At 71.2% G+C, this 10923-nt stretch carries 12 protein-coding genes; 4 read left to right on the top strand and 8 right to left on the bottom strand.

The window, feature by feature from the left end; genetic code table 11:
* Positions 1-198: 198 nt before the first annotated feature.
* On the bottom strand, positions 199-1266 hold the full coding sequence (locus AB0B86_RS13515; protein WP_357412028.1) for a BMP family ABC transporter substrate-binding protein: 1068 nt from the start codon (positions 1264-1266) through the stop codon (positions 199-201).
* Between the two features lie 278 nt (positions 1267-1544).
* Complete coding sequence (locus tag AB0B86_RS13510) at positions 1545-1886, bottom strand: hypothetical protein (protein WP_357412012.1); 342 nt, start codon at positions 1884-1886, stop codon at positions 1545-1547.
* Between the two features lie 212 nt (positions 1887-2098).
* On the opposite strand from AB0B86_RS13510, the gene AB0B86_RS13505 reads away from it, so the two are divergent.
* Positions 2099-3145, top strand: coding sequence for a LacI family DNA-binding transcriptional regulator (locus AB0B86_RS13505; protein ID WP_357412011.1), 1047 nt, complete (start codon positions 2099-2101; stop codon positions 3143-3145).
* Between the two features lie 245 nt (positions 3146-3390).
* Positions 3391-3759 carry a VOC family protein gene (locus AB0B86_RS13500; RefSeq protein ID WP_357412027.1) on the top strand — a complete coding sequence of 123 codons (369 nt, stop codon included), beginning with the start codon at positions 3391-3393 and terminating at the stop codon, positions 3757-3759.
* Positions 3760-3768: 9 nt separating this feature from the next.
* Here the strand turns inward: AB0B86_RS13500 and AB0B86_RS13495 are convergent, their stop codons facing one another.
* The 6 genes from AB0B86_RS13495 to AB0B86_RS13470 all read right to left on the bottom strand — a co-directional run bounded on the left by AB0B86_RS13495 (position 3769) and on the right by AB0B86_RS13470 (position 8455).
* Complete coding sequence (locus AB0B86_RS13495) at positions 3769-4206, bottom strand: hypothetical protein (RefSeq protein ID WP_357412010.1); 438 nt, start codon at positions 4204-4206, stop codon at positions 3769-3771.
* A gap of 79 nt (positions 4207-4285) precedes the next feature.
* A complete protein-coding gene (locus tag AB0B86_RS13490; protein WP_357412009.1) occupies positions 4286-4654 on the bottom strand; it encodes a GntR family transcriptional regulator in 369 nt (122 codons plus the stop codon).
* A gap of 17 nt (positions 4655-4671) precedes the next feature.
* On the bottom strand, positions 4672-5598 hold the full coding sequence (locus tag AB0B86_RS13485; RefSeq protein ID WP_357412008.1) for a YhjD/YihY/BrkB family envelope integrity protein: 927 nt from the start codon (positions 5596-5598) through the stop codon (positions 4672-4674).
* A gap of 79 nt (positions 5599-5677) precedes the next feature.
* A complete protein-coding gene (locus AB0B86_RS13480) occupies positions 5678-6259 on the bottom strand; it encodes a 2'-5' RNA ligase family protein (RefSeq protein ID WP_357412007.1) in 582 nt (193 codons plus the stop codon).
* A 12-nt stretch (positions 6260-6271) separates the two neighbouring features.
* Positions 6272-7297, bottom strand: a complete 1026-nt coding sequence (gene trpS / locus AB0B86_RS13475; RefSeq protein ID WP_357412006.1) for a tryptophan--tRNA ligase — start codon at positions 7295-7297, stop codon at positions 6272-6274.
* A gap of 33 nt (positions 7298-7330) precedes the next feature.
* Complete coding sequence (locus tag AB0B86_RS13470) at positions 7331-8455, bottom strand: hemolysin family protein (RefSeq protein ID WP_357412005.1); 1125 nt, start codon at positions 8453-8455, stop codon at positions 7331-7333.
* Between the two features lie 248 nt (positions 8456-8703).
* Between AB0B86_RS13470 and galE the strand changes: the two genes are divergently transcribed.
* Both galE and galK read left to right on the top strand, forming a co-directional pair.
* Positions 8704-9636 carry a UDP-glucose 4-epimerase GalE gene (gene galE, locus AB0B86_RS13465; RefSeq protein WP_357412026.1) on the top strand — a complete coding sequence of 311 codons (933 nt, stop codon included), beginning with the start codon at positions 8704-8706 and terminating at the stop codon, positions 9634-9636.
* Positions 9633-10802: a galactokinase gene (gene galK, locus AB0B86_RS13460; RefSeq protein WP_357412004.1), complete on the top strand. Its 1170-nt coding sequence runs from the start codon at positions 9633-9635 to the stop codon at positions 10800-10802. The genes galE and galK overlap by 4 nt, the downstream gene beginning before the upstream one ends.
* The last annotated feature ends 121 nt before the right edge of the window (positions 10803-10923 follow it).

Below are 10923 nucleotides of genomic sequence, written 5' to 3'. Positions count from 1 at the left end.
GAGTCTCAGCGCAACCTCCTGGAGTGCGAGCGATGGTGCAGCCTAGCTGCCGTCAACCCGGCCGGAGCGGCCCGGCTGACGTGGTGCGCGATCGGCCGCTCCGACCCCACGGTCACCCGCGGGGCCGAAGCGGCCGATCGGTCGTACCTGTCCCCCGCCGACCTCCCCGATGATCTCACCGGAGGGGCCGTGCGGTTGTCACTTGGTCGGCTGAGCCTTCGAGGTGACGGTGATGGTGCCAGCGGCGATGTCCGCCTTGATCTTGTCGACCTCAGCCTTCAGCTCGGCCGGAACCTTGCTGTCGAAGTCGTGGTACGGGGCGATCGAGACACCGTTGTTGGCCAGGGTGCCGACGAAGCCCGGGTTGGCCGGCAGCTTGTCACCGGCGGCGGCCTTCACCACGGCCTCCTTGACGGCGTCCGGGATGTTCTTGACCACGGTGGTGATGATCGCCGAGCAGTCCGGGGTGCTCTCGCAGCCGTCGACGTCCACCCAGATGGTGCTGTACTTGCCACCCGAGGCCTTGGCGGCGGCGGTGGTGCCGAGGCCGGAGCCGCCGGCGACCGGCATGATGATGTCCGCGCCCTGGGCGACCAGCGCGTCGGAGACCTTCTTGCCCTCGTCCTGCTTGTCGAAGGCGTTGGAGAAGGAGCCCTTCTGGGTCTCCTTGTTCCAGCCCAGGGCCTGGACGTTCTTGCCCTTGGTCTTGTTGTAGTGCGCGACGCCGTCGACGAAGCCGTCCATGAAGATCGTCACCGGCGGGATCGGCACCGCACCGTAGGTGGCCACCTTGCCGGACTTGCTCATTCCGGCGGCCAGGTAACCGGCCTGGAACGCGGCCTGCGCGGTGTCGAACTGCATCGGGTAGACGTTGGCGTCACCCGGGTTCGCGTCGACGATGCCGAACTCCTGGTTCGGGTTCGCCTTGGCGATCTTCGAGGTGGCGTTGGACATCAGGCCACCGACCGCCAGGATGAAGTCGCACTTCTGGTTGACGAACTGCGTCAGGTTCGGCTCGTAGTCCGCCTCCGCCTTCGACGCGACGTACTTGATGTCGATGTTGTCGTTGGCGGCCTTGGCCTCCTGCAGGCCCTTCCAGGCCGAAGCGTTGAACGACTTGTCGTCGATGCCGCCGACGTCGGTCACCATGCAGGCGCTGAACTTCTTGGCGCCACTGCCGGCGTTGTTGTCATCCTTGGGCGCCTCGCCACAAGCGGCGGCGGTGAGCGCGAGCCCACCCACCGCGAAGATCGAGGCGATCCGCATCCCACGCACCGAGCGCAAGACGTCTCCTTCCCATTGCTCACCGCGCCTTGTGCGGTGGCAGCCCATCAGCCGGCCTGCGGGTGTGCCGCCGGCTGTCCCACGTTACGGACGGGAGCGTACGCCCGCGCCCACCCACCGGCCGACAATCGTGCACGACTGTTGAGCGCCTGTTACCCGGGTGTAACCCTTGGGTGGGGAACGTCACTCCCGGTGCTGGTGATGGCGCGTGCAGGCGTCCTTAACGTCCGTTTCCGCGGGGACGGCGGCCCCCTCGGACGTTACCGCCAAAAGACCGCGACCGCCGCGTTGACCAGGGTCAGACCGACTATCGCGAGGAAATGACCACGGTTCACCACGTCCCGCTTCCGCGAGAAGAAGACCATGACGAAGATCAGTAGGGCGATTACCAACTTCGTCACAAGTTTCGCGGGTGCAGGCTCGTCGCCGTCGCGCAGCGGCGCGGAGAGGCCGAGCCCGGTCAGCAACTGGATCACCGCCCCCCAGAGCATCGCCGGGTTGATCCGCAGTCGGCCACTGAGGTATTGGGCGATCGAGCCGCCGAGCAGCAGGGCGAAGCCGATCAGATGGACATAGAGAAGGATGAGTCGCAGCGCTTCCACGCTGCCCATCCTGCCCCATCAACGACACTTCGTAGTAGGGGGTCCGACCGGTCGGCGCGTCGGCGCCACCCCGTACGGCCGCCGACCCCGGCCGGAAGTCGCGCGGCGAGCCGGGCGTCCGGACCACCACCGCCGGTCGGCAAGTTCTTGCCGACCATGCAATGGCTTGCAGGGCACGCGGCAAGAACTTGCTGGTGGGCTAAAGTGCCGCCATGCGCGCTCGACTGTCCGACATCGCCCAACAGGCCGAAGTCAGCGAGGCCACGGTGTCGCGGGTGCTCAACGACCGCCCCGGCGTGGCGCCGGAGACCCGGCAGGCCGTCCTCACCGCACTGGACGTGCTCGGCTACGAGCGCCCCGCCCGGCTGCGCAAGCGCAGCGCCGGACTGGTCGGTCTGGTGGTGCCGGAGCTGGACAATCCGATCTTTCCCGCCTTCGCCCAGGTGATCGAGTCGACCCTGGCGCAGAGCGGGTTCACCCCGGTGCTCTGCACTCAGACCGCCGGCGGCGTGACCGAGGACGAGTACGTGGAGATGCTGCTGGACCGGCAGGTGTCCGGGATCGTCTTCGTCTCCGGTCGGCACGCCGACACCGCCGCCAACCACGACCGCTACCGCGCGCTGCTCGCCCGACCGCTGCCGATCGTGATGATCAACGGGCACACGCCGGACATCGGCGCCCCCTTCGTCTCCTGCGACGACCGGGAGGCCGCCGAGCTCGCCGTCGCCCACCTGGTCGCGCTCGGGCACCGACGGATCGGCCTGGTCACCGGCCCGGACCGGTTCGTCCCGGTGCAGCGCAAGGTGTCCGGCTGGCGTTCGGCGATGACCCGCCTCGCCGGTGTCGGGGAGGCCGGCCTCGGCCCCCTTGCCGAGCTGTCGCTGTTCGGTGTGGAGGGCGGCGAGGCGGCGGCCGGCCGACTGCTCGACCGCGGTGCGACAGGCGTGGTCTGTGGTTCCGACCTGATGGCGCTCGGCGCGATCCGGGCCGCCCGCCAACGCGACCTCCGGGTGCCCGAGGACGTCTCGGTGGTCGGCTACGACGACTCGCCGCTGATGGCCTTCACCGACCCGCCGCTGACCACAGTGCGGCAGCCGGTCGCCGCGATGGCGGTGGCCGCCGTCCGGGCCCTGGTGGACGAGATCAACGGGTACGGCGCTCCGCACTCGGAGTACCTGTTCCGCCCGGAGCTTGTGGTACGCGGCTCCACAGCGGTCGTGCCGAGCACGGCACGGCTGCCTTACGCAAGAACTGCTTGACTCCTGCAGACCGGGCCGGCTGGTTACAACGGCGCTGAGCGGGTAACAACCTCTCGACCTGGTCGTTCGTCGTGCCCCGCGCCGGCGGGCGACTGGGCTACCGGCCCCTTGTGGTGGGGGGTGAGGTGCCACCGGCACCGCGCGGAGTCCGCTCCGCGCGGTGCCGGTGTCCGTCTGCCGCCGATGGTGTGGCCAGCCGCCGTCGCGGGTACCGCATCGGGCACCATCGCTACGGAGGTGAACCCATCGTGGTACGGATAGCGCAGTGCACGCTCGACGTCGAGGATCTGGACCTGATGGTCGCGTTCTGGTCAGCGGCGCTCGGCTACCAGGTCGACCAGGGCGACGACGGCAGCGCCAAGCTCCGGCCGCCGGGACGGTCGGCCGGCGCGCCCACCGTGTGGTTGCAGGGCTCGGGCACCGCCAAGCGGGGCAAGAACCGGCTGCACCTCGACCTGGTCGCGGACGCCGACCCGGAGGCCGAGGTACGGCGACTGCTGAGCCTCGGTGCGCGGCCCGTCGACGTCGGGCAGACCGGGGCCGAAGGGTTCACGGTGCTCGCCGACCCGGAGGGCAACGAGTTCTGCGTGCTGGACGGGCCGCCGACCCGCTGACGCTCGGAGTCACTTCGCGGTGAGCAGCGCCGCGATCCGGGTGAAGCCGGCGCGCACCTCGGCCTCGTCCGGCGGCTCGGCGGGCGCACCGTGGCCAGCCTCGTCGGCGGCGGCGTCCAACTCCTCGTCGATCACGTCCTCGAAGTCGCCGTACAGGTCGGCGCCCTCGACCTGCCTCGCCTCGTCCTCGGCGGCGACCTGCGCGGCGGCGATCTCATCGCGGATCTCGTCGGCGGAGAGCGCCGGCAGCAACGGCTCCACCACCGCCATCAGTTGCTCCTCGGCCACCACCGCCTCGGCCAGCGCCAACGCGTGCGGCCGCTCGTACGGCCCGCAGACCACCGGCTCCCACTCGTCCAGCTCGCCGAGCGGACCGAAGGTGATGATCCAGGGCAGCCCGAGCAGCGGCGAGTCGGCCGGTAGGTCCAGAGTCATGAGTGCGCCCACCGGCTCATCATGGTCCGCGAACGTGAGCACCGGTGGCTTTCGGCTCAGTTTCCGCCGTCCGGTGCGCTGCCGGCGACGGTCAGCCGGGGCGGACGGCATCCAGGGCGGCGCGGACCAGGGCGAGCGCGGTGGCCGGCGGTACGCCGAGCCGGGTCGCCTCGGCCGCGTAGCCGGCCGCCGCCCGCTGCAACCTGTCGACGGCGTCGTCCCGGCCGGGGGCGACGAACGTGCCGTTGCGCCCCCGGGTCTCCAGCAGCCCGGCCGCCTCCAACTCCCGGTACGCCCGGGCCACCGTGTTCGCGGCCAGGCTGAGGTCGGCGGCGAGCTGCCGGACGGTGGGCAGTCGACATCCGACCGGCAGCCGACCGTCGCCGATCAACTCGGCGAGCTGCCCACGGACCTGCTCGTACGGGGGCACCGACGAGTCCGGGTCGACCGAGATCAGCATCTGCACACCTTCCGTCCTCAGCTCGCACCACCCGGCGTACCGGGATCGGTGTCCTCGTCGACCCCGCCCGTCGGGGCGGCGGCCTCCGCCAGGTCCACCACCCGCCCGTTCCTGCTTGTCGCGAGGAGCGCGGCACCGAACAGCACAAGTTGGTTGAGCAGGTAGAGGTAGAGCAGCAGACCGACGGCACCGGCCACCACCGTGTACGCCGGGTTCCGCTCGGTACGCACCACGTAGTAGCGCCCCACCGTGTTCAACAGGGTGATCCCGACCGCCACCACCAGCACCACCGGGCGCAGCCGGGACCTGCTCATCCGCAGCCGGGGCACCGCGAGGAGCAGCGCGGTGGCCAGGACCGCGTTGACAAGCACGCTGAGCACCGCGCTGATCGTGGTGAGGCCTACCGACCCGGTGCTGCGCAGGAGGAAACGCAGCAACGACTCCAACGCGTCCACGGCCGCGACCGAGAGGCCGAGCAGCACGAAGACACCGATCATCACGCCCAGGTCGACCAGCCGTCGGATCACCAGGTTGCCGGGCTGCTGGTTGAGTTGGTACATCAGCCGCTGCGAGGACCGAATGGCCTCCACCCACCCGATCCCGGTGAACACCAGGATGACCAGACCGACCACACCGACAGTGCCGCTGGAGTTGGCGATCTGCTGGGCGTCCAGGAAGGGCAGGTTCTCCCGGAGGAAGCCGGCTGCCGCCGCGCTCACCTCGTCGTTGTCCTCCAGAATCGCGCCGAAGATGGAGAACGCGACAAGGGCGAGGGCGAACACCGCGAAGAAGCCGTAGTAGGCGATCGCGGCGGCCAGCCGCCCGGCCAGCACCTCGGCGTACAGGGCGCCGGCCCGCCACACGTGATCGAACAGGCTCGACCGGTGGCGCGCGGCGCTCACCCAGCGGTCGATGCCCGCTTCGATCCAGCCGATCACGTTCACGCGATCATCCTCGCCGATCTCGCACCGCCGTAGTGGCAACCGGCTCCCGCTGCTCACCTACCGGCGCGTCGCCGACGGTTCAGGTGCCGAGGCGGAAGTCCCGACGCGGCTGCCACCGAGCCTCCCCGCTGTGCGAGAAGAGGGTGAACGCCTCGACCTCGAACATCGCGGAGAAGTCGGCCAGGTCCTCGTACACCTTGTCCAGGGTCTCCGGTGCCACGTCCTGCGCCACTGTGACGTGCGGATGGTACGGGAAGCGGGCCTTGCGGTGTAGGTCCGGCGTCGCGGTGATGGCTGCGGCAAGCAACTCACACTCGCTGATGCCGGCGGCCACCGCGACGAACACCACCTGGGTGACCGGACGGAACGTGCCGGCGCCCCGCAGGTGCAGCGTGAACGGCAGGTGCGTGGCGGCGACGGCGGCCAGGTGCCGCTCGACGGCGGGCAGGCTGGCCGTCCGGATCTCGGTGGGCGCGAGCAACGTCACGTGTGCGGGGACCGCGAGCGGGTCACCGGCCTCGACCCGCCGCCTGGTGAGCTGGGCACCCCAGGGCTCGGGAATGTCCACCGCGATGCCGATCTGGATGGTGTCGCCGGTCGGCGACACCCCGCCACTGCGATCCACGCTTCGCGCCGCCCCTCCGGCCACCGACCCGGTCATCTGCGCGCGGCGCTACTCGCCGCGCACGGGCGGGAAGAACCCGACCCGCTCGTACGTGGACCGCAGGGTCGCCGAGGCCACCGCGCGGGCCTTCTCCGCACCGGCGGCGAGCAGCTTGTCCAGCTGGGCCGGGTCGTCGAGGTAGGCACGGGTGCGTTCCTGGACCGGACGGACGAACTCCGCCACCACCTCGGCCAGCTCCTTCTTCAGGTCGCCGTAGCCGCGGCCGGCGAACGCGGCCACCAGCTCGTCGATGCCGCGGCCGCTCAGCGCCGAGTAGATGGTCAGCAGATTGGACACCCCCGGCTTCGTCTCGGTGTCGAAGACGATCTCCCGGCCGGTGTCCGTCACCGCGGATCGGATCTTCTTGGCCGATCGGGCCGGATCGTCCAACAGGTCGATGATGCCGGAGGGCGAGGACGACGACTTGGACATCTTCGCCGTCGGGTCCTGGAGATCGGTGATCTTCGCGGTGTCCTTCACGATGTGCGGCGCGGGCACCGTGAACGTCGGGCCGAACAGCGAGTTGAACCGCTGGGCCAGATCCCGGGAAAGCTCCAGGTGCTGGCGCTGGTCCTCGCCGACCGGCACCGCGTTGGCCTGGTAGAGCAGGATGTCGGCGGCCTGCAGGACCGGGTAGGTGAACAGCCCGACGCTGGCCCGCTCGTTGCCCTGCTTCTGCGACTTGTCCTTGAACTGGGTCATCCGGCTGGCCTCGCCGAAACCGGTGATGCAGCCCAGCACCCAGGCCAGCTGCGGGTGCTCGGGCACCTGCGACTGCACGAACAGTGTGCTGCGCTCCGGGTCGAGCCCGACCGCGAAGAGCTGGGCGGCGGCCACCCGCGTCCGCTGCCGCAGCTGCGCCGGGTCGTGCCCCGCGGTGATGGCGTGCAGGTCCACCACGCAGTAGAACGCGTCGTGGGTCTCCTGCAACGCCACCCAGTGCCGCACCGCGCCCAGATAGTTGCCGAGATGGAACGAGTCGGCCGTCGGCTGGATGCCGGAGAAGACGCGGGGACGGGCGGGAACGTCGGACATGGCGATAATTCTGTCAGCAACCAACCCGGTCCGTCATGACGGGCCGGCGGGTCGGCCGCGGCCCGCCGGTGTCGGGGCGCTGACCTCGGGTGGTACGCCCGGATCGACCCGGCGCGTCGACCCGGTCGGCAACCCGTGGTGCCGCCCGGCCACCGTCTCCCGCGCCGGGCCGACACTGTGCTCGCGGCGCTGCTGCTCCGGCACCCGGACGGCGGAGACCGCGAGCCGCGCCACCCGACGGCCGTCCAGCGCGAGGACCCGCAGCAGCCAGCCGTCCGGCGGGTCGGCGGGATCCGGCCCGCCGGCATCGGCCGGCTCACCGGGCACCGGCACCTCGTCACCGGTCACCGGAAGCCGCCCCAGCGCCGCCATCACGTACCCGCCGACCGTCTCGTACGGCCCGGCGGGGAGCACCACCCCGGTCCGCTCGGCGAAGTCGGCGAGGTTGAGCCGGCCGTCCACCACGGCCGGCAGACCGACGTGCACCGGGTCCGGCGTGGTGTCGTACTCGTCGCGGATCTCGCCGATCACCTCCTCGATGAGGTCCTCAAGCGTGACGATGCCGGCGGTGCCGCCGTACTCGTCGACCACCACCGCCAGGTGCTGGCCCTCCCGGCGCATCTCGGTGAGCGCGGGAAGCACCCGCTTGCTTCCGGGCAGTCGCTTCACCTCCCGGGCCAGTTCGCCGACTGTGGCACACGGGTCGGCGTCCGGACGCAGCAGCACGTCCCGCAGGTGCACGAAGCCGACCACGTCGTCGTGGGTGCCGTCGGTGACCGGGTAGCGGGTGTGCGTCTCGGCGCGGACCAGCCGGGCGGCCTCGGTGATGGTGAGCCGGGCCGGGAGGAAGACGACCTCGGTGCGCGGCATCATCACCTCGCGGACCAGGCTGGCGCCGGCCACCAGTACCTCGTCGATGATCCGGCGTTCGTCGGGGTCGAGCACCGTGTTCGCCGCGACCAGATCGCGTAACTCGGCCTCGGTGATGCGCTCCCGGCCGGCCGCCGGCCCGGCCCCGAGCAGGTCGGTGACGAGTCGGGAGGCGCCGTCGGCGGTGCGGACCAGCACCCGGGCGACGGCCCGGGCGAGCGGCCCGGGGTCGCGGCGGGGTCGTTCCCGCACGCGTCGCCGGAGCCCGGTACGGGCCGCTTCCCGCATGACAGAGATGGTAGACACCGTTCGCTCGCCCCACCGGGAATCGGCCGGAGCGGACCAGCATGTGCGGGTCTGTTTAATCATGAGAGTTTATGATGGAATAAGGATGGCGGTGCCGTCGGTCAGGGCACCGGCCGCCACCCTAGGGTGATCAGCGAAGGCCACGTCCCGGGCGGGCCAGGCAGGAGGCAAACGACGTGAAACTGCTCGTGACCGGGGGCGCCGGCTTCATCGGCAGCGTGGTGACCCGAATGCTGCTGGACGCGGGTCACCAGGTGGTCGTCCTGGACGACCTGCGCACCGGGCACCGCGAGGCGCTCGCCCCGGACGCGACCCACGTCGAGGCGTCCATCCACGACGCCGCCCGCGTCCTCACCCCCGACGCCGGCTTCGACGGGGTGCTGCACTTCGCGGCCCTGATCGCCGCCGGCGAGTCGATGGTCAAACCAGAGCTCTACTGGCAGACCAACACCGTCGGCACACTCGCCCTGATCGACGCGGTCCGGGCCGCCGGCGTGCCCCGCATGGTCTTCTCCTCCACCGCCGCCGTCTACGGCAACCCCACCCAACTGCCGATCACCGAGAGCGCGGTCAAGGCACCCACAAGCACGTACGGCGCCACCAAGCTCGCCGTCGACATGGCGCTCACCTCCGAGGCCATCGCGCACGGGCTGGCCGCCGTGTCGCTGCGCTACTTCAACGTCGCGGGCGCCCACCTCGACGGCGACGTCGCGATCGGCGAACGACACGACCCGGAGACGCACCTGATCCCGATCGCGCTCGAGGTCGCCGCCGGCCGGCGGGAGAAGCTCCAACTCTTCGGCGACGACTACCCCACAGTGGACGGCACCTGCGTCCGCGACTACATCCACGTCGCCGACCTGGCCCGCGCGCACCTGCTGGCGCTGGACGCGGCCACCGGCGGCCAACACCGGATCTACAACCTCGGCAACGGCAACGGCTTCACCAACCGCCAGGTCGTCGACGTGGTCCGCGAGGTCACCGGGCACCAACTACCCGTCGAGGTGGCCCCGCGCCGCGAGGGTGACCCGGCCGAGCTGGTCGCCTCCTCCGCGTTGGCCCGCGACGAGCTGGGCTGGGTGCCGCGGAAGCCGACCCTGCACGACATGGTCGGCGACGCCTGGGCCTTCTACCGCACGCACATCCTGGAGCAGCAGCCGTGACCGACCCCACGCGTGCCGTGGCCGACCGGGCCGCCGCCGGCTTCACCACGCAGTACGGCGGTCCGGCCACCGGCCGCTGGGCCGCGCCCGGCCGGGTCAACCTGATCGGCGAGCACACCGACTACAACGACGGGTTCGTGCTGCCCTTCGCGCTGCCACTGCGTACCGTGGTCGCCGCCGACCGGCAGGACGGCGAGCGCTGGACGGTCTGGTCCGAGCTCTCCGACGAGACGATCACCTTTGGCGCGGACGACGTGGCCGAGCCCGGCCGGGTGACCGGCTGGGGCGCGTACGTGGCCGGGGTGGTCTGGGCGCTGCGCGACGCCGGTCACGCGGTGCCCGGCGCCCGGCTGGCGATCGCCTCCGACGTGCCGCTGGGTGCCGGGCTCTCCTCCTCGGCCGCGCTGGAGTCGTCAGTGCTCGCCGCCCTGCTCGACCTCGGTGGGCTGGACCTGTCCCCCGAGCGCCAGCCGCGGTTGGCGCAGCGGGCGGAGAACGTCTACGTGGGCGCGCCGACCGGCATCATGGACCAGTCCGCGGTGATCCGCTGCCGCGAAGGGCACGCGCTCTTCCTCGACTGCCGCGACGAGTCCGTCGAGCACATTCCGTTCGACCTGGACGCCGCCGGTCTGGCCGTGCTCGTCATCGACAGCCGCGCACCGCACCGGCACGCCGACGGGGAGTACGCTGCCCGCCGCCGCTCCTGCGAGGCGGCCGCCAAGGCGCTCGGCGTCGCCGCGCTGCGCGACGTGACAGTCGACCAACTCGACAGCGCCCTGGCCAGCCTCGACGACGAGGAGACCCGACGGCGCGTCCGGCACGTGGTCACCGAGGACCAGCGGGTGCTGGACACTGTGGCGCTGCTGCGCGCCGGCCGGGTCGGGGACATCGGCCCGCTGCTCACCGCCTCGCACGCGTCCATGCGCGACGACTTCGAGATCACCGTGCCGGAGATCGACACGGCGGTCGAGGCGGCGCTGTCGGCCGGCGCGCTCGGTGCCCGGATGACCGGCGGCGGGTTCGGCGGCTGTGTCCTGGCTCTGATCGAGGCCGACCGCGCCGACGAGACGACCGCAGCCGTCGAGGCCGCCTACGCCGAACGGGGCTTCACCACCCCCGCGACCCTGACCGCCCTGCCCTCCCCCGGCGCCACCCGCCTGGACTGATCCCCGCCCCGTCGCCCGGGAAGAGGCTCGCGTCAGCAACCGGGCTCGGGGTGGGAGCGGCATGACCGTGCTTGTTCATGGAAGTAGTGGCCTCCCTGTTCCGGGAGGCCACTACTTCACA

This window comes from Micromonospora sp. NPDC049047 (genome assembly GCF_040649135.1).
Classification (GTDB): Bacteria; Actinomycetota; Actinomycetes; order Mycobacteriales; family Micromonosporaceae; genus Micromonospora.
Note: the sequence above shows the minus strand (reverse complement) of the source record. Positions and strands in the feature narration are given on the sequence as shown.

What these genes read in the sequence shown, in the direction of transcription:
- AB0B86_RS13490 (WP_357412009.1), bottom strand. Translation starts at nt 4,654, where the DNA reads ATGCTGATCTCGGTCGACCCGGACTCGTCGGTGCCCCCGTACGAGCAG.
- AB0B86_RS13505 (WP_357412011.1), top strand. Translation starts at nt 2,099, where the DNA reads ATGCGCGCTCGACTGTCCGACATCGCCCAACAGGCCGAAGTCAGCGAG.
- galE (WP_357412026.1), top strand. Translation starts at nt 8,704, where the DNA reads ATGCTGCTGGACGCGGGTCACCAGGTGGTCGTCCTGGACGACCTGCGC.
- trpS (WP_357412006.1), bottom strand. Translation starts at nt 7,297, where the DNA reads ATGTCCGACGTTCCCGCCCGTCCCCGCGTCTTCTCCGGCATCCAGCCG.
- AB0B86_RS13515 (WP_357412028.1), bottom strand. Translation starts at nt 1,266, where the DNA reads ATGCGGATCGCCTCGATCTTCGCGGTGGGTGGGCTCGCGCTCACCGCC.
- AB0B86_RS13480 (WP_357412007.1), bottom strand. Translation starts at nt 6,259, where the DNA reads ATGACCGGGTCGGTGGCCGGAGGGGCGGCGCGAAGCGTGGATCGCAGT.
- AB0B86_RS13470 (WP_357412005.1), bottom strand. Translation starts at nt 8,455, where the DNA reads ATGCGGGAAGCGGCCCGTACCGGGCTCCGGCGACGCGTGCGGGAACGA.